Below are 25,842 nucleotides of genomic sequence, written 5' to 3'. Positions count from 1 at the left end.
CGAAAGTATGACCGCAATCACTGATACCTCCAGTATTCCAGCTCTACGTTCCCACGTACCCGGCGCCGGGCAGCGCCAACCCGTGTCCACGTATCGACTGCAACTCGGTCCCCATTTCACCTTCGCGGATGCCACCGCCCTGCTCCCCTACCTCGTGCAGCTCGGGATTACCGATGTGTACTGCTCCCCCATCCTCCAGGCAGCCCCGGGATCCACGCACGGCTATGACGTAGTTGATCACACCCGGATTTCCGAGCCGATGGGTGGGCGGGACGGTTTTGAGGCTTTTGCGAATGCGGCGCACGCTGCTGGCCTCGGCATCATCGTTGATGTGGTTCCCAACCATATGGCGATGCCCACCCCGCTCTACCTCAATCGAGCCATGTGGTCCCTGCTGCGCGACGGGCCCGAGTCGCCCTACGCTTCCTGGTTCGATATTGACGTGGAGTCCAGCGACGATGGGATCCTCATCCCGGTGCTGGGCGAACGCGTGGGTACGGCGCTGGCCCGGGAGGCAATTGCGCTCGATCACGTCGTCGTACCAGGTTATGAGGACGACGGCGAAGTTCCGGTACTGCGCTACTATGACCACATTTTCCCGGTCCGGAAAGGCACCGAATTTCTACCGCTGGCAGAACTGCTGCTACGCCAGCACTATCGGCTCGCCTATTGGCGAGTAGCTGAAGAAGAACTTAATTACCGACGATTTTTTGATGTGGATACCCTCGCGGGGATTCGGGTAGAGGATCCCGAGGTATTTCACGCCTCCCACGCGCTGCTGCTGGAGCTCTTCCACGCCGGTTTTATTGATGCATTCCGTATCGATCATCCCGATGGGCTCGCCGATCCGCGCCAGTATATGGAGCGCCTGTACGAGGCAACCGGCGGGGCGTGGATCGTAGCGGAGAAAATCCTAGAAGGTAATGAGAAACTCCCCTCGGATTGGAAATGCGCGGGGTGCACCGGGTACGAAACATCCTGGCGCATTGGAGCACTGCTAACAGACCCGGAGGGAGTGCGCTCCCTCACCGCGAATTTCGTGCATCTTTCCCATACCACCGAGCCGTATCCGGTTCTGGAGCGCGAGGCGAAACATCAGATTATGCATTCTTCTCTCCAGGCGGAAGTAGAACGGATGGCGCGACTCATGGCGGAAGTATGCCACGACGACCTGCGCCTGCGCGATCATTCCCAACGCTCCTTGCACGATGCTGTTTCCGCGCTCGTCATCTGCATGGACCGCTACCGAGCGTATGTGGTTCCCGGCGAAAAACCGCATGCCAGTGCCGAAGCTGCACTCCTCGAAGCCGCGGAACGCGCCCGGGGACTACTTTCCGAGGATCGCTGCGAAACCCTGGATGTTGTGGTGGATATTTTGCTCGGGCGAGAAATTGGCTCGGCCGCAAAACGCCACGACGCCTCCCGGAATGAGGCAATTATCCGTTTCCAGCAGGTATGCGGAGCGGTCATGGCCAAAGGTGTGGAGGACACCGCTTTTTATCGCTATACCGCGCTCACCTCGGCAACGGAGGTGGGATCCGATCCGCGGCGTGCATCGATCACCCCTGATGAACTGCATACCTGGACCCGGCAGATGATGGCCGATTGGCCTGCGATGATGACCACGCTCACCACCCATGACACCAAACGGGGAGAAGATACTCGCGCCGCTATTGCCACCCTGGCGGACTACCCCACCGAATGGATTGAGCTTCTCAAAGGGCTACGTGAACGGCACGCCACCTCCCGCCCGGCTGAGCTCGATGGCCAGATCGAAAATCTCATGTGGCAAACAATTATCGGAACGTGGACGGATAACGGACCGATCGAAGCTGATCGCCTCATTGATTACCTGCGCAAGGCCGCCCGGGAACAAAAAACTTGGACCACCTGGACGGAGCCGAATGAAGCATTGGAAACCGGACTTTTTACCTATGCTCGTTCGGTGATTTCCACCCCGGAATCGGTGGCTGAGCTCACGGCCTGGTGGGAGCATACCCGGCCGGCGCGCCGCGCACGTATCCTCGCCGCGAAGGTGCTGGCTCTCACCCTTATCGGGGTGCCCGATACCTATCAGGGAGAGGAAATTACCCGGAATTTGCTAGTCGATCCTGATAACCGCCGCCCGGTCAATTACCAGCGCCTTGTCGATATTCTCGACCACCTAGATGCCGCGGAGGCGCTACCCGCGCAAGCGAGCGTCGATGAAGAGAAAATGTGGGTGACCTCGCGCCTCTTACGCCTGCGTCGCGACCGCCCTGATACTTTCGTTTCACTGCGTTCAGGTTACGAGCCGCTAGCTGCTACCACCGGGAATATTTTTGCATTTACCCGCACTCTGGACGGAGAGCCGGATGTTATTGTGCTGGTCTCGCGTCTCGCGCACCGCCAGGAACTGGCCGGCGGCTGGGGCGATGCGCATATCGTCCTCCCGCCCGGCCGTTGGCGCAATGTTCTGGCGGACGGCGAGCTCGAGGGGCCTCAGCTCTTCGTCCGGGATGCCTGCGCAAGCCTGCCGGTGGCGGTCTATGCCCGCTGCGAAGCCGAAATTCCGCGCGAAACTGGATCCGGACACCGCACCGAAGCGCATCCCGAAGCCGGCACCGAAAGGAGCGGCGATTAATGGAACCGCTGAGCGTGTGGGCACCGGGACGCGCGAGCGTTGATGCCCTCGTGGACGGGGAACGCCTCCCCTTCCGACCGGTCACAGCCTCAGATATGACGGCAGCTCGCTCTGGGCGCGACGGCGCTGCTCTAGCTAGCGGACCGGGATGGTGGATTCTCGATACCGCCCTCCCCGCCGGCACCCGCTACCGCATCAGTCTGGATGGCGGAACGGGGCTGCCTGATCCGCGTACCCGGCGCCAACCCGAAGGAGTCATGGGTCCCTCCGAAACTGTTGATCTCGACGCTTTCGAATTTTCGCCCTTCCCCGGGATTGATCCGCTCGGCAAAGTGTTTTACGAACTGCATATCGGCACCTTCACCCCGGAAGGGACTTTTGAGGCAGCGGCGCGAAAATTCGGGTACCTGCGCGACCTCGGGGTGGATATCGTCGAGGTCATGCCGATTTGCCCGGTGCCCGGCACCCGCAATTGGGGCTATGACGGCGTGGATATCTATGCGGTCACCGAAAATTACGGCGGCCCGGCGGGTTTCGCACGTTTCGTAGAGACCGCGCACCGCGCCGGACTGGCGGTGTGCCTGGATGTGGTCTACAACCATTTCGGACCGGACGGGAATTTCCTGGCGGAGTTCGGCCCCTACACCACGGATCGCTATTCTTCCGTGTGGGGCCCGGGCGTGAACGTGGACGGCCCGGATTCCGGCCCGGTGCGGCGTTATTTTATCGACAATATGCTCCAGTGGGCCCGTGACTACCACGTGGATATTTTTAGGCTTGACGCCGTCCACGCGATCCGGGACCGTTCCGATCACCACATCCTCGCAGAATTATCCGACGCCGCCGCGGCTTTCGCCGCGGAGAGTGGGCGGCATATCGCGCTCGTGGCAGAATCGGACCTCAATGATGTGAGGATGCTGCGCCCCACCCGTGAGGGTGGCTACGGTATGGATATGCAATGGGCTGATGATATCCACCATGCCCTACATACCTATGCAACCGGGGAAAATTTCGCCTATTACGGGGATTTTGCGTTACCCGGAGCCCTGGAGAAGGCCATGCGCCGCGTCTTCGTGCACGACGGTAATTTCTCTACGTTCCGGAATCAGAATTGGGGTTCTCCGGTGCCCGATGCGCTTGATTCGCGCCGTTTCCTTGTCTATACCGAAAATCACGACCAGGTGGGTAACCGCGCACTGGGAGACCGCCGCTCCCATACCCTGAGCGCCGAACGCGCCCTCGTCGCCGACGCGCTCATGCTGCTCTCCCCCTTTACGCCCCTCCTCTTTATGGGCCAGGAGTGGAGTACTTCCACACCTTTCCAATTCTTCACCGATCACACTCCGGAGCTGGGAGAACGTGTGGACGCGGGGCGGATTGCGGAATTTCGCGACTGGGATTGGGGTGAACACGCCGGTAAAATTCCCCCGCCCCAGGCGCTTTCCACTTTCACCCAATCGCACCTGAACTGGGCAGAATTAGAAGAACCTTCCCATGCTCGTTATCTCGAAGTGACCCGGGAGCTAGTGCGGCTGCGGCGTGAGCACCCAGATTTTGCTTCCCCGCAGCGAGAAGATTCAGAGATTGTACGCTTGGGCACTGCGGGTTATTACCGGCGCGGAGCGAGCTTCGTGGTTTTCCATGTAGGGGCAGCGACCTCCCCGCTCCCCGGCGAAACACCGGCCCGCACGCCGGCCACGGAAACCGCGCTTCCTACCCGGGTGCAGCTACCACCCGAGGCAGGGCAGCTGCATACGCTCCTCATCTGGGGCAGCGTTACCGTGGCCGAATCCTACGTTGATTTTTCCGGTCCTGGCTTCGCGGTTCTCAGCCCCCACAATACCTAGGCCCGAGACGCGACTCGCGCTGAGGAAGCTTTGCCTACCTGCTGCGCCCCAGACGTTCGCGCGCGGCACGCACCGTGCGCGCGACGGCGCGCTTCGCGTGCAGGGCGAACTTGAGCGCCCGGTAGTAGCGCGGACGCAGCGGAACATCCCAGGCCCCGGCCACCTCGGTGAAATCCGGGGCAAATTTTTGTTTGTATCCGGTCACGCCTTCCAGTTGCGGGGCGCGCTCCGAATGTACTCCCATAAGATCATAAGATTTCCGCCCGGTTTCGCGCAGCCACGTCATCGTATGCATATCCATGAACATAGAAGCGTGGCGCTGGCGTGCCTCCGCATTGGTCGCCCCGTAATAGGCCTCCCCGAGATCATCGGTGGCGAGCACAATCTGCCAAGCTAGTGCCCGCCCCTCCGCGCGCGCCACGAATAACCGGGCGTTATCCGGGCCCAGAGATTCCAGCATCGTCACGTACTGGCTCATCGGTGCCGCCCCGAAATCATCACGGGTAGCAGTTTCGGTGAGGATGGCGTACAGCTCCGGGAATACTTCCCGGGCCCGCTCCGTTTCGTCACAAAATTCCAGGCCTTCCGCCTCGGCTTTACGTGCCTGACGGCGTCCCGACTTGGAGAAACTCGCCCGGATCTCCGCATCCGGGCGTGCGACGTCGACCACCACGGTGCGATCATAGGTAACCGTCTGCAGTAATTCGTGCAGATCCGGAGCCCGGTGCCAGGCGTGAATCCTCATAAAAGCGAGACCGCGGTCCGCGCGCCGCACCAGCTGCGCCAGCGCGGTCCGAAACTCCAGTTCTTCGCCGGCCGTGGGCCGTTCCCCCAACCACACCGGGCCTTTTTTCGCCCACAGGTAAGTAAAACCGCGCCCTTCCATCCGGGTGAGAGAAATAAGGGCACGCGGCTGGCCGGCGCTATCACGCCACAGGAAACGCCCGAAAGGTGCGTGACCGGGAAGTGCATCCTCATAGCGATCCCAGGCGGGTAGCTGCTCAAGGGGCAATCCGTGGCCCGCGGCCAGGTCCAGGTAGGTGGTGTCATCGATCCGCGACAGCGAGAGTGTAGACATGCCGCCATCCTACCCGCGCGGCGCGCCTGGCTAAAACCCATGCACCGGCGCATTACGGTAACTAACGTGTCTCAGATTCATGCACCCGAGGACTTCCTCACCGCGCTCGATAGCCTGCGCGGGCACGAGTTTCGTCCCGAGCTGCACATCGTGCAGATACCGCCGCCCAAGCGTATAGCCCCGTGGGCCGTTGCGCTTCAAGCTGAGATTAACGATTCGACAGCGATGGAACCGGATAACTACCGCGGAGGAGCCCGCTTCGTGGTGCTTCATGACCCGGCCGGCCAGGAGGCCTGGCACGGAACTTTCCGGATCGTATGCCATATGGGGGCGCCGATGGATGCGGCCATGGCCGGCGATCCGCTGCTCGGCGAAGTAGCCTGGGCGTGGTTGGCCGATACTTTGGATGCGCACGGAGCTGACTACCACCACCTGGTCGGCACCGTGACCCGCATGTACAACGAAACCTTCGGCGGGCTGGAACTCTCCTCCTCCCTGACCGAAGTGGAATTACGGGCCTCCTGGACGCCGAACAGCCCCGATCTTTATCACCACGTGCGCGCCTGGGCAGATTTTATTGCGCTGGCCTGCGGCCTAGCTCCGGAAGGAACGACGGCGCTGCCAGCTCGCTAGGTGCGATCCCGCTAGGAGGTGGCACTCCTGCGCGTGGCAACCCCGCGCCTGCGCAGTCCCGCTAGTATTAACCGCGATCCCTAGTCTGATGCAGTTGTGAGGTTATGACGTCTTCTTCTATTCGCTGGAGCGAAGATCCCACCCGGGTCCATGTGGATACCCCGCGTGAAGGTATCCCCCCGCTCACCACCGGTTCCGCCTATCGCCCCGCACTTGCACGGTTGCGGCGCGGCAGCGGCCCCGTCGCGGTAGATGTGGAACGCGCCATGGGAATCCGTTATTCTGCCCGGGCCTACCTGATTCAACTGCGCCGCGAGGGCTCGGGAACACTGCTATGCGATCCGGTAGGAAATGAGGAGTACTACCCGGAGCTGGCCGCGATTCTTGGCGATGCCGTGTGGATTTTGCACGCTGCCGATCAGGATTTGCCCTCCCTGGCAGACCTGGGTTTACGGCCGGGACCGGGCAAACTTTTTGATACCGAAGTAGCCGCGTTGCTCTTGGGTGATGAACGTATTTCCCTCCAGGCTCAGCTCGCGGAAAATCTAGGATTGCTCCTCGCCAAAGAACATTCGCAAGCGGATTGGTCAGAGCGCCCGCTCGCCGATGAGCTGCGTTCTTATGCCGCGCTCGACGTGGAATTGCTCGCTCCCCTGCGCCACGTGCAACTCGAGCGCCTGGAGCGGGCCGGGCGCCTGGAATGGGCGGCCCAAGAATTTGAAGAGATCCGCACCCGGCCTCCCAAAGCAGCTCCCGCAGAACCGTGGCGGCGCGCCACCCACCGCCAGGATTTTTCTTCCCGGCGCGATCTCGCCCTGGTGCGGGCCCTGTGGCAGGCCCGGGATCGCATCGCCCAGACCACAGATACCGCCCCGGATCTGGTACTTTCCCGCGCCGATATCGCGGCCCTGGCACGGCGTCGCCCGCGCTCCCTGGCTGATGTGCGTACCTCCAGGCCGTTGCGTACCTGCGGGAAACAGTATTTGGCTCCGGCCTTGTGGCAGGCGGTGGCCCAGGCCTGGGCACTGCCGAGCGCTGAACTTCCCGAACTCGCCCCGGCCCGCCCCTCCCGACGCGCCGAACGCGGAATCCCGCACCTACTTGACCACGTGCGCAGCGCGGTTCAGGAACGCGCAGCGGAGCTGGGAATCCGCCACGATGTACTCCTCAAACCTGCCGTGCAGCGTGAGCTGGCGCGTCTGTTGCGCCGCCGGGTAGCGCATACCGCCCCCGCCATTGGTGATGCGCTGGCCGAGCTGGGGGCACGCCCCTGGCAGGTGGAGAATACCGCGGCCTGGATTGCCGCAGCGGTGCGCTCTTAGCACAGCGCTGTCACCACTTCAAAGTGGTGGGTATTGGGGAAGAGGTCGGCAGCACGCATGGACTCCACGCTTCGCCCGGACTCCACCATCGTGGCCACATCACGGGCCAACGCGGCCGGATCGCAGGAAACGAGAACTATCCGGCGGGCCCGGCTCGCTGCGGCGCGCCGATCCTGGGCCCGGGCCGCCGCGATTCCCAAGCCGCTCCGGGGAGGATCGGCGAGGAGGATATCGGCGTCGTCGATATCACGCGCGGAAATAGCAGCGGTACGGGCACGCGCCCACGGGTAGGGCCGCAGATTCGCCCGGGCGTCCTCCACCGCGGTACGCGCACCTTCCAGGCTTTCCACCCGGCCGGTTTCCCCGACCGCGCGAGCCAGCGGCACGGTAAGCAAACCGGCACCCGCGTAAAGTTCGAGAATATGGTCGCCGGGCTCCGCGCCGGTGGCGCGGGTCACCAGATCGATAAGGGTGGCTGGCGCATCGCGGTGCACCTGCCAAAAACCGGAGGCTCGCACCCGGTAACAGTAGTTCTCCTCCCCCACGTGCACCTCTTCTCGCACAAAGGGGGAGCATTCCGCGCCGGTCGCATCGAAGGTGCGCCCGCCGACGCTCACCGCGAGCGGACTGGCCGAGGGCGCGAGGATACGCACCCGCTGGCCATCGCGCAGCGGGCCGAGGCTGCGGGCGAGCCGGGTGAGGTAACGTCCGTCCCACAGCCCCAGCTCCTCGATCTCCTGGACGGCGAGGGGCATAGAAGTGATGGGCAGAACCTCACGGCTGCCTTCGCGGAACATTCCGAAACGTCCCGAGGTCACAGTCACGTCAATGCGAGTGCGGCTCGCCCAACCGCCGCTAGCGCGGTCGGATTCCAGAGCCGTGACCGCAGGAACGATCCCCTGTGTTTCCAGATGATCACTGAGAGCTTGGCCACCAATCCTACGGAGAGTTGAGCTAAGGACCCGGGTTTTCCACTCGTGCTGGTAGTCAAACACAACGTGTCCCAGGTCTGCACCGCCCACTCCCCCGGGTCCGGCTTCCGGCCAGGGATGGGCCTGGCGGTACGGCGACGGATCGCCGAGGACCTCAATCACATCCCCGCGGGCGAAGCGGGCGCGTTCCTCGGTAAGGGCCACCCGCACGCGTTCCCCGGGCAGCCCGAAGCGAGCCAGAATCGCTTTGCCGTCGGCACGCCCGATGGCAATACCGCCGTGGCCGATATCTTCCAGGGTGATATCGACGGTCGAATAATGAGCTTGAGCAGCGGGTGTGGTCACAGGTCTTCTCCCGAGTGGATTTGGTAGGGAACTTGCACCAGCATGAGGCGCGAGTCATAGGACAGGTCAGCGAAAAGTGGGGGTACGGATCGGCGCAGGTACACCCGATGCCACAGGGTCGTGGATACCACTTTCGGCGCGATAACCAGCACAATATCCTGCGGGTGGGTGTCGAGGAGGAAACGAATGTAGTCCACGAGCGGCCCGCGCGCCCCGCTCGTGGGACTACCCAGCACGGTCAGGCCCACCGGCAATTGGGATTGGCTCCAGGCGGCGCGCAGCGCGGCGGTACGGCTTTCGCTCAGGTCCACGGTGAGCGCGGTCAAGGTGGAGGGCCGCAAGGCCCGCGCGTAGGTAACCGCCCGCAAAGTCGGCAAATTGAGTTCTTGAACCAATACCACCGCGTGGGTACGGACCGGAAGTCTCCGCCCCGCTCCTACATCCAAGGGTTTGAGGTGGGCGCTCATCTTTCCGCGCCCGCGCTGGGCGATGAGCATCCCCGCGGTGGGCACCGCCACCGCCGCGAGCGACGTGAGGGTCCAGGCAGGTTGCATGGCCACCGTGACGAGGAGGACAACGAATCCCGCCAGCGCGAAGAAAGCGAAACCCCAGCGCGAGGCATGCGCAGCCCGGCGTTCCTCCCGCCGCTCCGAAGTTTTAAGGATCTGCCCACCGCGCAGGGAGAGCGCCGCGCAATGCAGCGTAAATATAAGGAAACATACAAAGACAAGGGCGACGACACCGGCGTGCGTCGTCGACAAAAATACCCCGAGAGCGCCAGCGAGAACCGCAACCAGCAGCACAACACCGCTGCGGGCCCGGAAAGCTTCCGGGGCGGCGAGGCGAGCGGGCAGGGCGCCGTCGAATGCAAGTTCCCGCAACAGCCGCGGGAGGCGCTCGTAAACCACGAAAACGCAGACTAACCCGAGGAAGCCGAAGGCAATGGCGGTGACAATACGACCGGTACTTCCCCAAAACGCCGTACCCATAACGATACTGGGTAGGCCCACCGGGACCGTGAGGATATCCAAGCGCATTTCCAGATAGAACGTGCCCGAAAGCACCACCGCGGCAACACCGGCAATGGTGCTCAGGGCGCGCGGCCCTAAGAAACGTTCGCGCCCGGTACCGATGCGCCCACCAACCAGCAGGACCACCGCGGCCAGGAAGCACATAATGACAAAAGTATTTCCGAGCGGGTGGATAGCTTGGGAACCGGGTAGTTCTTCGGCGCGGTTGGTGATGAGGTCCGCGAGGGAGACGGTGCCGCGGGCTTCGCGCACCAGCCCGGTGACAAGGGTTGCGATAATCACCCCGCTCGCCGCGAGCACGGCGAGCAAGGCGCCCGCCAGCGGTAAACGCCAATGCAGCAGCGCGGGCAGGGCGCAGACCACGACCAGCGGGATCTGAATGAGACGCCCGTCCACTGCCAACGGGGTGAGCGCATTCACCGCCATACCTACCAGGCCAGCGGCCAGGACCAGGAGCAGCGCGAAAGCCGCGAAACGTGCGGCAGCGGCAACCGTCCCGAAAGCTGGTGAGATATAGCGTGAAACGACCTGGTGCGCGGCTTTGCCTGGCACCACGCGAGAAGCCGCGATGGTGGCCGCCACCACGAGCGCAAGCACCGCGGCCCCCGCCAGCGCCATGGCGCCCACGAGGGTGGGGTTCGCGAATGGTGCCCCGCGTTGAATACTGCGTGGGAGCAACACCACCGCCAGGCAGACGCAGGTAGCCGCGCCCACGTACTGGGACATCCCCAGGAACGATAATTTTCTCATCACTAGGATACGGTACCCGCTTTGCGGTAGCGTAATGTAGTGCACTTCGTAATTATGGGATGCGGGCGCGTGGGTGCCGCGCTGGCGCTCTCGCTTTCCGCCATTGGCCATTCGGTGGCCATTATCGACCAGGACGCTGAAGCTTTCCGCAAGCTCCCCGAAGATTTCCCGGGGCAGCAGATCACCGGCGTGGGTTTTGATCGCGATGTTTTAGCGCGCGCGAATATCGACGACGCCGCCGGCTTCGCCGCCGTATCCTCGGGCGATAATTCGAATATCATCGCAGCCCGGGTGGCGCGCGAAACTTTTGGCTTGACCAATGTGGTGGCTCGTGTCTACGATCCCACCCGCGCGATTATCTACGAACGGCTCGGAATTGCCACGGTGGCCCCGGTGCGCTGGACGGCGGACCGGGTGCTGCGCGAACTCATTCCGCTGGGACCCCACCACGAATTCCGCGATCCCCTCGCCCGGATTTCCCTGATTGAAGTTGCGGTGGATCGCCGCTGGTTCGGGCGCACCGTGGCGGATGTGGAAGACGAAACCGGGGCGCGGGTCGCCTATATTATCCGTAGCCTGGCCGGGCTCCTCCCCCACAGTGACACCGTTATTCAGGACGGGGATACTCTCAAAGTGCTCGTGGCTTCCGCGGACGCCTCCGGCGTACAACATATGCTGCTCAAATCGGAAGGTGCGCAGTGAATATTCTCATTATTGGGGCTGGCGCCGTCGGGGTGTCGGTGGCCCGCGAACTTCTCAAATCCGAGCATTCGATCTCTATCGTGGATAAAAAGCCCTCCGCTATGCGTATTTCGAGTGCTTCGGATGCGGATTGGCATCTGGCTGACGCCTGCGAAGTTCCCGCATTACGCGAAGCGGGCGCGGCGGAGGCCGATATTATCGTGTGCGCCACCGGGGATGACAAAGTAAATCTGGTGGTGTCTTTGCTGGCAAAAACCGAGTTCGGTATCGCCCGCACCATCGCGCGTGTCAATAACCCGCGTAATGAATGGTTGTTCACCGATGCCTGGGGTGTGGATGTCACGGTTTCCACCCCGCGCATTATGGCTTCCCTGGTGGAAGATGCGGTCTCGGATGGGTCGCTCACCCAGGTCATGCGTTTCCATCGCAGCGGGGCGAGTCTGTGGCAAGTTTCGGTATCCGCTGATGCCCCGGTGGTGGGAAGCGCCATCAGCGATATTGAGCTGCCCTCCGGAGTCGCCATTAACGCCATTATTCGTGATGGTGTGCCACTGACCGCCGATGCCGATTTAATCGTGGATGTGGATGATCAGGTGCTCCTCATTGATGGCGGGGACGATGTGGATATGTCCGCCCTCAAGGGCTATTTCCGGCCCCGCCCGGCCCCCGCTCAAGATGCGGAAGGAGAGGCCGCCGTAGATTCGGAAGGCTCCAGGTAGGTCCTGGCCGGGGGCAGGCCACGCACCAGTAGCCAGGTGGCCCAGAGGATAAGGCAGAAAAGCACCGGGCCGGCAATAATTTTGATAACGCCCAGCGCTGCGGTATTGCCGCTGATAAAGAAGGGCAGTTGTACGACGACGCGGCCGGCGAACATGGCGAGCCACAGCCATGTAATGCGGGTATAGCGCCGGTAGGTGAGCCGAGCGGCCGGGTGGGTGGCGTTGCGCCACGAGGCAATATCCCCGCGCAGCATCCCGATAATATATCCCATGATGGGCCGGCGGATGAGAAGGGAAATAGTCACTCCTACCGCGTAAGCGGCATTGGTGAGGAAACCGGGAAGGAAATAGGTTTCCGCGCGTCCGGAGCGCCAGGCGAAAAAGGCCGAGATTCCAACCACAAAAAGCCCGCCGAGGGCCGGCATCACGTCGATCCGCTGGATGAGCCGCACCACGATAGCCAGAACGGCCATGCCCAGAGGAACGAGGACCGCCAGGGGAATATTGCGGGTAGCTAAATAAATAATCACAAAAACAAGGGCGGGAACATTAGCTTCGATAACGCCGCGCACCCCGCCTATTGCTTTCCAAGCGTCGAATTCTTCCCCGAGAACCGCGCGCAGACCGCCGCCGGGTGTGGTGGTATCCATGTGGCCTCCCGGCTGTTCAGGGGTGCTCGCTAAAGCACGATATATTCCGGGTTATATGCTACCAGCACGCCCCTGCGCCGCAATGGCACTACCCGGGCACGAATACGGTCCCCGACCCGCACGCAGTCGATGGTGCGCCGCCCTTGGAAAATAAGGGTGAGGAGCCCCGCGGTGGTTTCCACAGCGATACGTACTTCCGGGGTATGGGCGCCACTCCCTCCGGGTGCGCCCGGGTACGTGATGGCGATAATATCCCCCGTCACCCACACCGGTGTAGCCATGGGTATCTAGTGGATCTCTTGGATTTCCGGGCCGCGCTTGGGGAGCTCGATTCCGGTATCAGGAGTTTCTGGTTCCGGCTCACCCTGCTGGGGAAGAGCGAGGGGAAGCAGTTCGCGCGGCGGGATAGCTTGAGAACCACGCACCACCACCAGATCATCGAGGACGCGGTGGAGTACCTCGGTACCGCGCTCCGGATCTACCGCCCCGCGCCCGGTCACGGCTACCCGCAGCAGCCAGCGCGGGCCGTCAATACCGATAAAGCGCACCGGTACCCGACCGTTCTCCGCGGGCATCTGGGCCTGGATTTCCGGGCCGTATTCCCCTTCGGCTTCCTGGAAACGCCCGCCCTGGTTGGCGATGGAGGAAATCACTTCTACCCGGATATCCTCCCACAGGCTAGCGGATTTCGGTGCGGCGAATACCTGCAATTGCACCGCGGAATCCCCCATCACGTAGACCACGCCAAGCACGACCTGACGTTCGCGATCCACGGAGAATTGCATGGTGGCATCGGGCAGAATCGGTAGTCGCAAGGCACCGCCGTCAATAAGAGCGGGATTCTCCGGGGCCTCGGATTCATCGTAGGGGCCGCGTTCCTTCGGGCCTACAGCGCGAGCTTCAGCTCCGGCAGCGGCCTCTCCACCACTTTCCACCACGCCGGAATTTTCCGCAGCGAGGTTCTGGCCGGTTTCTTCACGTTCTTCCAGCTGCGATGCCGCGGTCGTGTTTTTCTTCCGCCGTGAGAACCATGCCATAGCTTTATACTCCTCGTCCCGATTCCTTCATTCCCTCTAGTCTAATGAGGGAAGTCGCACCGTGTTGAGATGCGCTGTGGTGAGATACCGCGGCCCGAAGGGCCGCGGCGTCGTCGTACTTCCGGTTAGCCCGCGCAATCCACGCAGACGGGCAGGCCGTCTTCCACGTGATCCAATTGGGAGCGATGGTGAACCAGGAAACACTGTGAGCAGGTGAATTCATCATCCTGGGCGGGAATCACATTGACGGATAGCTCAACATTGGACAGGTCCGCGCCGGGAAGCTCAAAGCCTTCGGCCGCTTCGACTTCGTCCTCGTCAACCGCACCGGATTGCTGGTCCGAGCGCCGCCCGGCGAGCTGTTCGAAAGAATCCTCGCGGAGCTCCTCGTCTTGCTTACGCGGAGCATCGTAATCTGTTGCCATAAAGTCACTCTCCAAAAGTGCCGGGGTCCATGCGGTGGATTCCGCACGAACCGGCGTCCACCCGCGAGAAACGGATCTTTCCGCCCTCGCGTATGGTCCTGACGGGTGGTACTGCGCGCTTAGTGTAACAGCACGCGCGGCACTTGGAAACACACCCGCGCCCAATACCTGCTTTTCGGGCCCGGAGGTGGCACCCTAAGAGTGGTACCAAGAGTAAGGGAAGAGATGAAAAAGCTGGAGCTGCTCGGCTTGCAACCCGACGGTCACAACCTCACGCTCAACGATGAGGAGGGTAATCGCTATTTGCTGCCCGTCACCGATGATCTGCGTGCTGCCCTGCGCAAGGATCCCCATCCCAGCACTCCCGATGAGGAGATCACCCCGATGGGGCCGCGTGAAATCCAAGCTCTCGTGCGTGCCGGCCGTAGCGTGGACGATATTTCCGAGATGGCCGCGCTGCCTCCCTCACGCATCTCCGCCCTGGCGTATCCCATTATTGCCGAACGTAACTACACCGCCGCGCAGGCCCGTAACTACACTCTCGGGCGCGACGTGGGCGGTTTCACAGTTGAAGAACTCGTCACATCCCGACTTGTTGCCCGCGATGTGGATACCGCCTCGATCACCTGGGATGCGGTGCGCGAAGCGGGGCAACCCTGGGCGCTGATCGTCCGTTTTGTATCCGCCGGGCGCGAGCACGAGGCCCGCTGGTTTATCGACACGGATCGCCATACTCTTCAGTCCCGTAATGATGAGGCCTCGTGGCTGTCGGAAACGTCGCTCACGGCCGATGCTGGCCCGTGGCGCCCGGATCACACTCCCGCGGTGGTGGCAGGAGCTGCGGATACTGTTTTTTCCGGTACGACGCCGCCCGCGGCGGTTCCCGCCGCGGTACCGACCTCCCCAGCTGCCCTCCCGAGCGCGGCGGATACTCCCCCGGCCCGGGCCTCTATTGATGAGGTGCTGGCCTCGCTTGATTCCCAGCGGGGTAAGTCACGCCCCATGCCGGATGCCGATCATGATATTGATCCCGATGAGTGGGACGGGGCGCACCGGGCTCCCGAAGATGAGGAGGAGTTGCGGGCTCCGGCCACCATCGTTTCCCTGCCCTCGCGCGAGGGGCAGCTACCCGGTCAGCGGGCGCTGCTGGAGCCCGAGGAACTCACCCAGGCCCCGGTGCTCCGCCCGGCTTCCGTTTCAGATGAGAGCGGGGCCGCTGGCTCAGCCGCGGGCACGGTTTCTGGTGCGGGTGCTGCCTCCGATGCCGATGGCGGACCGTCCGATGCCTCAACTGAGGCGAGCGGTGCGGCTGGCGCTGCCTCGGCTAGCGTGCCGGCTGCCGAAAAAACCGCGCCGGCAAGTGCGCCAGAGAAAACAGCGCAGGCAGGTACCGATGCACGGCGCGGGCGCAAGCGCACCGATCGGCCGACCATGCCGTCCTGGGATGAGATTGTCTTCGGTAAAAAAGACTAGCTTGGGCGGGTACACCGCTACGCATTCCGGCGCTACTTGAGCTCCAAAAGCAAGGGAATAAGCATTTCCGTGGGAGTAAGCGAACCGTGGACCCCGCGCATAAAGGTGGCCCCCGGCTGCATGTGCCCGGTGTGGACCACGCTCAGGTGGCCACGCTGGAAAGCGAGCACATCGCCCATAGCTTCGCGTGACTGCGCGGTAACCTGCCCGAACATGCCGGTCGCGATGGCTTCTTCTTTGGTGTACACCCAGGAGCGCCCCCCCAGGTAGTCCCGCCAGCGCGCCGCCACTTTTTCCGGTTCCCGGGTGTAAAGATGAACCGCGCGTTCCTCCCCCGAATATAGATCCACGCCTTCGCTTAACACGGGCGTGGTGGCCACATCTATACGTTCGCTCGGATCAACCATGCCGTGATCTGCGGTGAGGACCAGCAGAGTATCCGGGGGGAGCAATCGGGTGAGCAGGCGGATACCGGCATCCAGATCTTCGAGCGCCATGGTCCATTCCTCACTGGTGGCTCCCCAGCGGTGCCCGCGGTGATCAACCTCCCCCCAATACAGGTAGGCGAAACGCCCACCCTCGCGCAGGAACCGGGCGGCCAGGTGGACCCGGTCATCGAGGGCCAGCCCCCCGATAGCGGTAAAGCCACGCCAGGCCGCCCGAGTCAGCCCCGAACCGATATGGTCAGGATCTTGGATGGCACCCAGCTGCGTGGCCGTGCCGGGGCGGGCGACCTCCAGGCGCTGCGCCCAGGTGGGCACCGGCTGCCATTCTTCCGGGTCAAGCCCGCTATCCTCCCAGCTAATCAGGGAAAAGTTACGGCCGGTACGCGGGGAACGCAGGGAGTAGGACAGCATCGAGGTACACCCGGGGAGCGCCCCGGTGCCCAGGGTGGTGAGCGCTGCGGCGGTGGTAGACGGTGCCGTGGAGGTGAGTGGTTCGCGCGCGGTCAAGGCACGCAGGGTGGGCGCGTGGCCGATGCGCACCGCCAGGTTTTCCGCTCCTAAGCCATCCACGAGGACGAGGCAGACCCGGCTGGCCCGCGGCAAGTCCAGCACGCTCGCCCGCTGCGTATCAGGCACGCCCTCCCCCCGCGTATGTGGCACGCTCGCCCGGCCCGCTGTGGGGCCATCCACCCGTTCCGTTTCAGCCGCCGGGTTTTCCGTTTCGGGCAGCACCCCGCAGGCGGCCAAACATTCACCCAAGACGGCACGCAGGGAGCGCGCCCCGGGCAACACAGGAAGCTCAGTCATGCCTCTCAGTCTACTTTCCGCCCCGACACTCCTGTGCCGCCGCCCCGCGCGCGGCCAAAAAGCGGGATAATTGAGCAATGCCCAAGAATACGAGCCCCGCGGAACATATCGTCGATATTAACGTGTCGGAGGAGATGCGCACGTCCTTCCTCGAGTATTCCTACTCGGTGATTTACGCGCGTGCCCTGCCCGATGCTCGCGACGGTCTCAAGCCGGTGCAGCGCCGTATTCTCTTCCAGATGGGGCAGATGGGCCTGCGCCCCGACCGCGCGCACGTGAAATCTTCGCGTGTGGTGGGTGACGTAATGGGACGCCTCCACCCCCACGGTGATACCGCTATTTATGATGCGATGGTGCGCCTCGCCCAGCCTTTCACCATGCGGCTACCGCTGGTGGACGGTCACGGTAATTTCGGATCGCTCGACGACGGGCCAGCTGCCTCGCGCTACACCGAGGCACGCCTAGCTGCCCCGGCCATGGCAATGATTTCCTCGCTCGACGAGGACGTTGTCGATATGGTCCCCAATTATGACAACACGCTCCAACAGCCCGAGGTACTCCCGGCCGCGATCCCGAATTTGCTGGTCAACGGCTCTTCTGGCATTGCGGTGGGAATGGCGACCAATATTCCGCCGCATAATCTTATTGAGGTTATTAACGGGGCGAAGCACCTGCTGCGCCACCCGGATGCGAGCCTCGACGACATTATGCGTTTTATCCCCGGTCCGGATCTGCCCGAAGGCGGCAAAATTATTGGCCTGGACGGAATCCGTGAAGCATACGAAAGCGGGCGCGGGATTTTCCGAACCCGGGCGACGGCGCGCATCGAAAAAATCACCGCGCGTAAGCGCGGCATCGTTATTACGGAGCTGCCCTATCTTGTGGGTCCGGAAAAGATCATTGACAAGCTCAAGGACGCCGTTAACGCCAAGAAAATCCAGGGCGTCTCCGGGGTCCAGAACCTGACGGACCGGCACCATGGTATGCGGCTCGTCGTCGAAGTAAAAAATGGGTTCCACCCCGAAGCAGTACTCGCCCAGCTGTACCAGCACACTCCGCTCGAGGATTCTTTCGGTATTAATAATGTGGCTTTGGTTGACGGCCAGCCGCAAACCCTGGGACTGCTGGAGCTGCTGCGGGTGTGGATTGCGCACCGTATCACGGTGACGCGCCGGCGCAGTGAGCACCGTTTACGGGCCGCGCAATCTGATCTGCACCTGGTGGAGGGCCTACTTATTGCCGTCCTCAATATTGATGAGGTGATCGCGGTTATTCGTTCTTCGGATGATACCGCGGCGGCCCGCGAGCGGCTCATGGCGGTTTTTGATCTGTCCGAGGCTCAGGCTGATTATATTTTGGAGCTGCGGCTGCGCCGCCTCACGAAGTATTCGCAGATTGAGCTGGAAGGGCGCCGTGAGGAGCTGGAACGCACGATTGCGGAGCTGGAAGAAATCTTGGGGTCGCCCGAACGTTTGCGGGAGGTAGTGGCAACTGAGATGACGGAAGTGGCCCAGCAATTTGGGACTCCGCGGCGCACCGTGCTCCTGGAATCGGATGGGGCGGCCAGCGCCGCGGCCCCGCAAGCTCTCCCCCTGGAGGTTTCCGATGATCCGACGTGGGTGTTACTTTCGGGGACCGGGCTGGTGGCGCGCACCGCGGGTGGCGATGCTCCCGAACGCGGCGGCCCGCGTCGAGCCCACGATGCGATTATTTCGCGGGTTGCCACCACGGCCCGCGGGCATATCGGAGTGGTGACAAGCCACGGGCGCATGATCGACCTGGATGTACTTACTGTCCCCGCACTTCCGGATACCGCGGGGGCACCCTCGCTAGCCGGGGGCACCCCGGTGGCCGATCTTGTTTCTCTGGACTCCGGGGAACGCATCATCGGGCTGGCTCCTCTCACCGCCGCAGAGGGTGATCCAGTGCTCACCCTCGCCACCGCGCACGGGAGGATTAAGCGGGTGAACGGTGCTTACCCGAATAGGGAGAGCTGGGAAGTTATTACCCTGGCTGAAGGCGATAGCGTGGTGGGCTGCGCGCTGGCCCGCGATACCGACCAGGTGGTACTTATCACCAGCGATGCGCAGTTATTGCGCTTTGAGGCATCATTGGTGCGCCCGCAGGGCCGGGCCGGCCAGGGCATTGCCGGGATTCGCTGCGCGGAAGGTGCCCAGGTCATTGCCCTCGGGGTGGTGCCCGGTGATGATCTTGCCGGTTCCCTGGTGGTCACGATTGCCTCGAATGCGCAGGCGCTCCCGGGTACCGAACCGGGTAGTGCCAAGGTCACGCCCCTGGATCGTTTCCCCGCAAAAGGCCGCGGTACGGGCGGGGTGCGCGCCCAGCGTTTCCTGCGCGGGGAAAATGTTGTGGCACTGGCCGCTATCGGCCCAGAGCCGCTGCGCGCCATCACGGCCTCCGGCCAGCCGGTTGAACTACCCGCGGTTGAGGAGAAGCGGGATGCTTCGGGCAGTGCCCTGACGGTCCCGGTTGCGGCTATCGGAAGCTAGCCACGCGGCGCGAGCGCCCGCCTTAGTGTACGTGCCTTCGTACGTGCCTTCGCACACGCGGCTAGGCACCGCGCGCCGCCGCGGAACGCGGCTTCTTACGACCGCGCTGGCATATCCGGGAGCGGGTGGTGGACTACCCGGGTGCGTTCGGTAACCTCGAAACCGAAGCTTTCATACAGGCTCAGGCGCGCCGCACTGTCGGGGGTCAGGCAGGTGCCGTCCGGCTCGTAGTGGACGGTGAGATCCAACGTGGTGGCATCCATGCCGCTATCTGCCTGGGCGGCAATACTGGCGGCCAGCAGGCGGGCATTGACCCCGTCCGGGCTTTCGGCCCGCACCGCGAGCTCATCAACATAGCCCTCCCGGAATCCCAGCCCGGGCCAATCCTGCTCATAGGCGGCGGTCATAATGCACCCGAGTACCCGGGGCCGATCCCCGCGGGTATCCACCGCCAGGAAACTCCATTCGCGGCGCATAAAAGCACATTCGATGCGCCACTGCTCCCGGGTGTAAATCGGGTAATTCAATTTATCTGCGTAAAAAGAATTATGGGCAAGAAGTGCGGCGTCGTCCCAATCGGGGGTCAGGGGAACCAGCTCCACACCATTGTTTTCAGCATGCGCGGAAGGCGGCAAGGGCAGCGGTCCGCGGGTGAGCGGCCGACGCATTTGCAGGTAGGAAAGCCGGTCGGTGAAGCCGGCAGCCGCCAGGGCCATCCCCCGTTCCGGATCCCAACTTTCCACATTCGCCACGGCCACGGGGTGGAGAGTTCCGGCCGCCAGGGCCGGAGCTCGGCGCAATTGTTCGGCGAGCACCCCGCGAGCTGCCTGTTCGCGCAGCTCCGGGCTCAGCCCGGGGTGCACACTAGCTGAAAGGGTAACCGTGGGATGCGCGGTGCGCGCATCGTAGAGGCGCACGATACCGAAAGCAAGGAGGCGCCGGACCGGTGCTGCGTCGTCGTACCACCCGAAAACACTATGCGGAACCGAGGGCTCAAACATGAGATCAATTTCTTCGCGCGAGGTGCGGAAGCTGGAGTTCACGGCACTCTGGTGGGTATCGAGCAGCGTGAAAATCGCGCGGCCATCCGCCGCTGTGAGATCGCTCCACAGTATCGCGCCGTTACCCATGAGCCCTCCTTTACGGGTATGACTCTCAAGTGTAGCGAAGCGCGGGCCCGGAATCTTAGGCATCGATCTTGTCGTAGGAGATATCGTCGGCGCCCTCGACAATAAATTCGCGACGCGGAGCCACCTCGTTACCCATCAATACTTCAAAAACGGACTCGGCTTCCCGCAGCGCGGCCTCGTCCTCGATGCGGATGCGCCGCAGGGTGCGGTGGGCGGGATCCATGGTTGTTTCGGCGAGCTGGTGCGCGTCCATCTCCCCCAGGCCCTTGTAACGCTGGATGGGTTCCTTATAGCTTTTCCCGGCGCGTTCGAGCTTCTTGAGTTCCCGATGCAATTCCTCTTCGGAATAGGTATAAATATACGAGCCCTTTTTCCCGCCACGCCCGGCCACCTCGATGCGGTGCAGTGGCGGCACCGCGGCGAAAACCCGCCCGGCTTCCACGAGGGGACGCATATAGCGGAAGAACAGCGTGAGCAGGAGGGTGCGGATATGGGCGCCGTCCACGTCCGCATCCGTCATCATAATAATTTTCCCGTATCGCGCCGCCGCGAGGTCAAAAGTGCGCCCGGAACCGGCCCCGACCACCTGAATAATGGAAGAGACCTCCTGGTTACGCAGAATATCCGCGGGCGAGGCACGCTGGACGTTAAGAATCTTGCCGCGGATGGGCAGCAGCGCCTGGAATTCCGAAGAACGCGCCAGTTTCGCGGTGCCCAGCGCCGAATCACCCTCGACGATAAAAAGCTCGGTGTGCTCAATATCATCGCTGCGGCAATCGGCGAGCTTGGCGGGCAGGGTGGAATTTTCGAGCGCGTTTTTCCGCCGCGAGATTTCCTTATGGACGCGCGCGGCCACCCGCGCCCGCATTTCCGCCACGATTTTTTCGAGGAGCCTGGAGGTTTCAGTTTTTTGGTCACGTTTCGTGGACGCGAGGATACTGTGAAGTTGTGCGGCGACGACGCGCGCCACGATGGGGCGCACTGCCGCCGTCCCCAGGATCTCCTTCGTTTGCCCCTCGAATTGGGGTTCGGCTAACCGGACCGTGACAACAGCGGTCATCCCGGCCAAAATATCGTCTTTTTCGATTTTGGCGTCTTTGGCGGTGAGCTTGAGACGCCGCGAATTGGTATCGATCAGGGCCCGTAGGGTTTTCACCACGCCCTGTTCGAAGCCGCTCTGGTGCGCCCCTCCTCCGGGCGTGCGAATAATATTCACAAAAGATTCGGTGGTGGTGTCATAGCCGGTTCCCCAGCGCAGAGCCACATCTACTTCGCAGGTGCGTTCAACTTCCTGGGCGCGCAAATGCCCGCTTTCCGAATCGAGGACCTGCACGTTTTCGGTGAAGGTTTCACTGCCCGTGAGGTGCATGGTGGCGGTGAGGGCCGGATCGGTGGCCAGGTAGTCCACGAAATCGACGACGCCCCCCTCGTAATGGAACACTTCCTCATAGGGGCCGTTCTCCCCGGGGGTGCCCGCCAGGCCGCGTTCATCACGAATGGTGATGGTCAGGCCGGGCACCAGGAACGCGGATTGGCGTACCCGTTCGGTGAGCAGATCATAGGAGAATTCTGCTTCGGCCAGGAAAATCTGGGGATCAGCCCAGTAGCGCACGGATGTGCCGGTATTCTTCTTCGCTACTTTCCCGACCGTGTCAAGTTCACTGCCGTGGGTGAAGGCTTCAAAAGGAGCCTCCGGGGAGGGCTGAGTACCGTCCTGGAAACGCCCCGGTTCGCCGCGCTTGAATTGCATCTGGTAGACCTTGCCGCCGCGCCGGACTTTCACATCCATGCGCGCGGAGAGTGCGTTAACTACCGAGGCACCCACGCCGTGAAGGCCGCCGGAAGCGGAATAGGATCCGCCTCCGAATTTCCCGCCGGCATGCAGGCGGGTGTACACAACTTCCACTCCGGAAAGCCCCACTCCGGGGACGGTATCCACGGGGACACCGCGGCCGTCGTCGGTTACCTCAACCGAACCGTCGGCGTAGAGGGTGACGGTGATATGGGTAGCGAATCCTTCCAGCGCTTCGTCGATACCGTTGTCGATGATTTCCCAGAGGCAGTGCATGAGTCCGCGCGAATCCGTGGAGCCGATGTACATACCGGGGCGTTTGCGCACGGCTTCCAGACCTTCGAGGACTTGGAGATGGCGAGCTGAGTATTCTTCGGAAGTTGACACACCGGTAGTTTACGCGAACGGTTGTTCGCGAGCCGGTGCGGCGCGCGTGAAAGTACGTGAAAGTACGTGAAAGTGCGTGAAAGTGCGTGAATCCCACGGTTCACACCAGCCCCAGCGGGGGTTCTATGCGTTTTCAGAGCTGTAGTGCATTTGTCGTACACGCGCAGTACACCTCGGAAAAACACCCCGCCACCCCCACGCAGCCGGCGACGAGGGTGCCAGCCGGCATCAGCTGAGAGCCACAGTAGGAACGCGTTAACTCAAAAGCGGCCCGGGTGGGCCGCTGGTGGTGAGATCGAAGAGAAGCTAGGCGATATTTTCGCGTTCGTCTTGAATCTCAAGGGCATCTTCACGCAGCTTATCGAGATGCTGGGAAGCATGATGGCCGCAGAAGAAAAGTTCTCCATAGGGCAGGCGTACCCGAACGTAGGCCTGGGCTCCGCAGGCATCGCAACGATCCTGCGCGGTCAAGGGAGCTAATTCAGTCAATGTAGTACTCACATACCTATCAAAGCATAAAAGGGCGCGCTTATTCCTGAGGAGAAGATCACCTCAGGCCCGTGCTCTCGGTAAGCTGAACGCATGGCTCTCTCTCACGCACACGGTAGTTCTTTGGGCTATGCCGCCCTCGATCTGGAAACCACCGGTTTAGATGCGCGCACGGACCGCATTGTGGAGATCGGGGTGGTGCTTCTAGATGAGCAGGGCAACCCAGAGTGCGAATGGGACAGCCTGGTGAACCCACTGCGGCCCATGGGAGCCACGGATATCCACGGAGTACACGCTGCAGAAGTGGCACAGGCGCCGTCGTTCTCACAACTGCTCCCCCACGTGGAACGGCTGCTGCACGGGCGTATCCTCGTGGCGCATAATGCCCGCTTTGATCTGGGTTTCCTCAACGAGGCTTTTCGCCGCGCCGGAAGCCCGCTACGTATCCCGCTCACCGCTGCCGTGTGCACGATGGATCTTTCGCGCATTTATGTTCCCGAGGGGCGCCATTCCCTTATGGCCGTGGCCCAGCGTGCGGGAATTGAGATAGAAGAACACCACCGTGCCATCACGGATGCGCGCATGTGCGGGCGGCTCCTGGCTGAGTACCTGCGCCGAGAGGCACGCGGGGAGCGCTACGCCACCCGCGCACATAGTAGAGACGGGCGGGAAATAACAGCAGCGGCGTGGGACGATGCTCGCCTCCACGCCGCTGAGATTATTTGGCCCACCCCGCTATTCGAGGTGGAGTTCCCCGGTGTGCGCCGCGCGCGCCGGGAACCTGCCGCGCCTGGTTTTACTCCAGATAGTCACGCAGCACCTGCGAACGGCTCGGGTGGCGCAGCTTAGACATGGTCTTGGATTCGATCTGGCGAATGCGTTCGCGAGTAACCCCGTAAACCTTGCCGATTTCATCCAGGGTTTTCGGCTGGCCGTCGGTGAGGCCAAAGCGCATGGAAACCACCCCGGCCTCGCGTTCGGACAGGGTATCGAGAACGCGATGGAGCTGCTCTTGGAGCAGGGTGAAGCCGACGGCATCCGCCGGGACCACCGCTTCGGAATCCTCAATGAGGTCACCGAATTCGGAATCACCATCTTCACCGAGCGGGGTGTGCAAAGAAATGGGTTCCCGGCCGTACTTTTGAACTTCGACGACCTTTTCTTCGGTCATATCCAGTTCTTTCGCCAGTTCCTCGGTGGTTGGTTCCCGCCCGAGTTCCTGGAGCATCTGACGCTGAACCCGCGCGAGCTTATTGATAACTTCGACCATATGCACCGGGATGCGGATAGTGCGGGCCTGGTCCGCCATCGCGCGGGTAATGGCCTGGCGAATCCACCAGGTAGCGTAGGTGGAGAACTTGTAGCCCTTGGCGTAGTCAAACTTTTCGACGGCGCGCACCAGCCCCAAATTCCCTTCCTGAATAAGATCAAGGAAGAGCATGCCGCGGCCCGTGTAGCGCTTAGCCAAGGAAACTACCAGGCGAAGATTCGCCTCAAGGAGGTGGTTCTTGGCGTGCTTGCCATCGCGGGAAATAATCCGCAGTTCACGGATATAGGCGTGGTCTTTCTCCTTATCGAGATTACCCTGGTCCAGCAGGTGCTGGGCGTAGAGCCCGGCCTCGATTCGCTTAGCGAGTTCCACTTCTTCCGCGGCGTTAAGCAGGGGCACTTTGCCGATCTGCTTGAGGTAGTCCTTGACCGGATCCGCGGTGGCACCGGCAACGTGAACACGTACCGCCGGCTCATCGGAATCATCGGAATCTTTGACGGTGAACCCGCCTCGGGAATTACGCCCGGTTGTTTCCGTTTTGGCGGCGTTATCCGTTTCCTTATCGGCTTCGTCCTCTTCTTCCTCGGGTTCTTCTTCGGCGTCCTCCGAATCGTCTTCGTCATCCTCGAGATCGTCGTCTAGATCCTCGGCGTCAACATCCTCAGCATCGACGTCGAAATCTTCATCCTCGAGATCCTCATGTTCTTCAGGATCTTCCGGCTCTTCCTGCTTAGCGGTAGCACGCTTCGACGTAGCCTTCTTCGAGGTGGAAGCCTCCTTGGATTCGGCTGCCTTAGACGTGGTCTTCTTCGCGGCAGTCTTACGGGTGGCCGGCTTCTTAGCGGCCGGCTTCTCCTCCTTGGCTTCCGCTGCGACCGCGGTCGCCTCCGTGGCAGCCGCAGCAGGTTCCGGAGTTTCGCTTTCAGCGGTGGCTTTCTTCTCGGCAGTCTTCTTCGCCGCGGTGGACTTTGAGGCGGCGGACTTCGTAGCAGCTGACTTCGCGGTGGTGGCCTTCTTCGAGGAAGATGCCGAAGAAGCGGCCTTGGATTCAACCGACTTAGATTCGGTCGACTTAGATTCGGTCGACTTAGATTCGGTCGACTTCGGTTCGCTTGCCTTGGAGATGGTCTTCTTGGTGGCAGCCTTCTTGGTAGTGGTGGTCTTGGCCGCACTGGCCTTCTTGGCAGCCGGCTTCTTCGCCGCCGTGGTGCTTTCAGAAGCGGTAGCTGCCGAGGTGGCCGATGCCGTGCGACTGGAGGAGCGAGAGGCCGCCTTCTTCTTCGTACCCGAAGCGGATGCGGACACCGCGGTGTCCTTTTCCGCGGCAGCGGTTTCTTGTGCACTGGCAGACTTTGTGGCCACGTGAGACCTTTCCCTAGTGTTATCAACGAATGCCGAAAACCGGCACGGGGTATCCACCCCAAAGAGCTATTTAGCGGAACGC

At 62.3% G+C, this 25,842-nt stretch carries 21 protein-coding genes; 9 read left to right on the top strand and 12 right to left on the bottom strand.

Translation table 11 applies throughout. The features are described from left to right. Nucleotides 1-7 precede the first annotated feature (7 nt). A complete protein-coding gene (treY, locus tag ACRQEG_RS04335) occupies nucleotides 8-2,623 on the top strand; it encodes a malto-oligosyltrehalose synthase (protein WP_320757470.1) in 2,616 nt (871 codons plus the stop codon). Next, the gene (gene treZ / locus ACRQEG_RS04330) at nucleotides 2,623-4,470 is read left to right on the top strand and encodes a malto-oligosyltrehalose trehalohydrolase (RefSeq protein ID WP_320757471.1); all 1,848 of its coding nucleotides are present in this window, start codon (nucleotides 2,623-2,625) and stop codon (nucleotides 4,468-4,470) included. Before treY ends, treZ begins: the two co-directional genes overlap by 1 nt. Nucleotides 4,471-4,504: 34 nt before the next feature. Here treZ and ACRQEG_RS04325 read toward each other — a convergent pair whose 3' ends face one another. Further along, entirely contained in the window at nucleotides 4,505-5,548 is a 1,044-nt protein-coding gene (locus tag ACRQEG_RS04325) for a lipid II:glycine glycyltransferase FemX (RefSeq protein WP_320757472.1), read from the bottom strand. A gap of 66 nt (nucleotides 5,549-5,614) precedes the next feature. On the opposite strand from ACRQEG_RS04325, the gene ACRQEG_RS04320 reads away from it, so the two are divergent. After that, nucleotides 5,615-6,181 (top strand): DUF3000 domain-containing protein, encoded by a 567-nt coding sequence (locus ACRQEG_RS04320; protein ID WP_274735724.1) that lies wholly within the window; start codon nucleotides 5,615-5,617, stop codon nucleotides 6,179-6,181. 104 nt (nucleotides 6,182-6,285) lie between these two features. Continuing rightward, a complete protein-coding gene (locus ACRQEG_RS04315) occupies nucleotides 6,286-7,503 on the top strand; it encodes an HRDC domain-containing protein (protein ID WP_320757473.1) in 1,218 nt (405 codons plus the stop codon). Here ACRQEG_RS04315 and ACRQEG_RS04310 read toward each other — a convergent pair. Both ACRQEG_RS04310 and ACRQEG_RS04305 read right to left on the bottom strand, forming a co-directional pair. Then, nucleotides 7,500-8,780 carry a class I SAM-dependent RNA methyltransferase gene (locus ACRQEG_RS04310; protein ID WP_435733790.1) on the bottom strand — a complete coding sequence of 427 codons (1,281 nt, stop codon included), beginning with the start codon at nucleotides 8,778-8,780 and terminating at the stop codon, nucleotides 7,500-7,502. The two genes, ACRQEG_RS04315 and ACRQEG_RS04310, sit on opposite strands and share 4 nt — an antisense overlap. After that, a complete protein-coding gene (locus tag ACRQEG_RS04305) occupies nucleotides 8,777-10,561 on the bottom strand; it encodes an APC family permease (protein WP_493926376.1) in 1,785 nt (594 codons plus the stop codon). The genes ACRQEG_RS04310 and ACRQEG_RS04305 overlap by 4 nt, the downstream gene beginning before the upstream one ends. Before the next feature lie 54 nt (nucleotides 10,562-10,615). On the opposite strand from ACRQEG_RS04305, the gene ACRQEG_RS04300 reads away from it, so the two are divergent. Next, nucleotides 10,616-11,263 (top strand): potassium channel family protein, encoded by a 648-nt coding sequence (locus ACRQEG_RS04300; RefSeq protein ID WP_435715980.1) that lies wholly within the window; start codon nucleotides 10,616-10,618, stop codon nucleotides 11,261-11,263. Next, nucleotides 11,260-11,982, top strand: a complete 723-nt coding sequence (locus tag ACRQEG_RS04295; protein WP_320757477.1) for a potassium channel family protein — start codon at nucleotides 11,260-11,262, stop codon at nucleotides 11,980-11,982. The genes ACRQEG_RS04300 and ACRQEG_RS04295 overlap by 4 nt, the downstream gene beginning before the upstream one ends. Here the strand turns inward: ACRQEG_RS04295 and ACRQEG_RS04290 are convergent. The 4 genes from ACRQEG_RS04290 to ACRQEG_RS04275 form a co-directional block, all read right to left on the bottom strand. Next, complete coding sequence (locus tag ACRQEG_RS04290) at nucleotides 11,934-12,632, bottom strand: DUF3159 domain-containing protein (protein WP_320757478.1); 699 nt, start codon at nucleotides 12,630-12,632, stop codon at nucleotides 11,934-11,936. The two genes, ACRQEG_RS04295 and ACRQEG_RS04290, sit on opposite strands and share 49 nt — an antisense overlap. Nucleotides 12,633-12,661: 29 nt before the next feature. Then, complete coding sequence (locus ACRQEG_RS04285; protein ID WP_320757479.1) at nucleotides 12,662-12,913, bottom strand: hypothetical protein; 252 nt, start codon at nucleotides 12,911-12,913, stop codon at nucleotides 12,662-12,664. Between the two features lie 6 nt (nucleotides 12,914-12,919). After that, nucleotides 12,920-13,669, bottom strand: a complete 750-nt coding sequence (locus tag ACRQEG_RS04280) for a DUF3710 domain-containing protein (RefSeq protein WP_320757480.1) — start codon at nucleotides 13,667-13,669, stop codon at nucleotides 12,920-12,922. Nucleotides 13,670-13,794: 125 nt separating this feature from the next. Further along, complete coding sequence (locus tag ACRQEG_RS04275; protein WP_016442648.1) at nucleotides 13,795-14,094, bottom strand: DUF4193 domain-containing protein; 300 nt, start codon at nucleotides 14,092-14,094, stop codon at nucleotides 13,795-13,797. Nucleotides 14,095-14,319: 225 nt separating this feature from the next. Here ACRQEG_RS04275 and sepH point away from each other — a divergent pair, with 225 nt between their 5' ends. Next, the gene (sepH, locus tag ACRQEG_RS04270; protein ID WP_320757481.1) at nucleotides 14,320-15,567 is read left to right on the top strand and encodes a septation protein SepH; all 1,248 of its coding nucleotides are present in this window, start codon (nucleotides 14,320-14,322) and stop codon (nucleotides 15,565-15,567) included. A gap of 32 nt (nucleotides 15,568-15,599) precedes the next feature. Here sepH and ACRQEG_RS04265 read toward each other — a convergent pair whose 3' ends face one another. Further along, on the bottom strand, nucleotides 15,600-16,820 hold the full coding sequence (locus tag ACRQEG_RS04265) for an alkaline phosphatase family protein (RefSeq protein ID WP_320757482.1): 1,221 nt from the start codon (nucleotides 16,818-16,820) through the stop codon (nucleotides 15,600-15,602). A 77-nt stretch (nucleotides 16,821-16,897) separates the two neighbouring features. On the opposite strand from ACRQEG_RS04265, the gene ACRQEG_RS04260 reads away from it, so the two are divergent. Further along, entirely contained in the window at nucleotides 16,898-19,330 is a 2,433-nt protein-coding gene (locus tag ACRQEG_RS04260) for a DNA gyrase/topoisomerase IV subunit A (RefSeq protein ID WP_320757483.1), read from the top strand. Nucleotides 19,331-19,425: 95 nt separating this feature from the next. Here the strand turns inward: ACRQEG_RS04260 and ACRQEG_RS04255 are convergent, their stop codons facing one another. The 3 genes from ACRQEG_RS04255 to ACRQEG_RS04245 form a co-directional block, all read right to left on the bottom strand. After that, nucleotides 19,426-20,460, bottom strand: coding sequence for an N-acetyltransferase (locus tag ACRQEG_RS04255; protein ID WP_320757484.1), 1,035 nt, complete (start codon nucleotides 20,458-20,460; stop codon nucleotides 19,426-19,428). A gap of 55 nt (nucleotides 20,461-20,515) precedes the next feature. Further along, nucleotides 20,516-22,639: a DNA gyrase/topoisomerase IV subunit B gene (locus ACRQEG_RS04250; RefSeq protein WP_435730843.1), complete on the bottom strand. Its 2,124-nt coding sequence runs from the start codon at nucleotides 22,637-22,639 to the stop codon at nucleotides 20,516-20,518. 306 nt (nucleotides 22,640-22,945) lie between these two features. Next, nucleotides 22,946-23,140: a DUF7455 domain-containing protein gene (locus ACRQEG_RS04245; RefSeq protein ID WP_026428827.1), complete on the bottom strand. Its 195-nt coding sequence runs from the start codon at nucleotides 23,138-23,140 to the stop codon at nucleotides 22,946-22,948. A gap of 81 nt (nucleotides 23,141-23,221) precedes the next feature. On the opposite strand from ACRQEG_RS04245, the gene ACRQEG_RS04240 reads away from it, so the two are divergent. Continuing rightward, a complete protein-coding gene (locus tag ACRQEG_RS04240; RefSeq protein WP_320757486.1) occupies nucleotides 23,222-23,977 on the top strand; it encodes a 3'-5' exonuclease in 756 nt (251 codons plus the stop codon). On the opposite strand, the gene ACRQEG_RS04235 is transcribed toward ACRQEG_RS04240, so the two are convergent. Beyond that, nucleotides 23,925-25,760 (bottom strand): RNA polymerase sigma factor, encoded by a 1,836-nt coding sequence (locus ACRQEG_RS04235; RefSeq protein ID WP_320757487.1) that lies wholly within the window; start codon nucleotides 25,758-25,760, stop codon nucleotides 23,925-23,927. The two genes, ACRQEG_RS04240 and ACRQEG_RS04235, sit on opposite strands and share 53 nt — an antisense overlap. Nucleotides 25,761-25,842: the final 82 nt, after the last annotated feature.

The sequence above is a fragment of the Actinotignum stranguriae genome, assembly GCF_051265215.1.
Taxonomy (GTDB): Bacteria; Actinomycetota; Actinomycetes; order Actinomycetales; family Actinomycetaceae; genus Actinotignum; species Actinotignum schaalii_C.
This window is presented reverse-complemented; position numbering and strand designations above follow the sequence as displayed.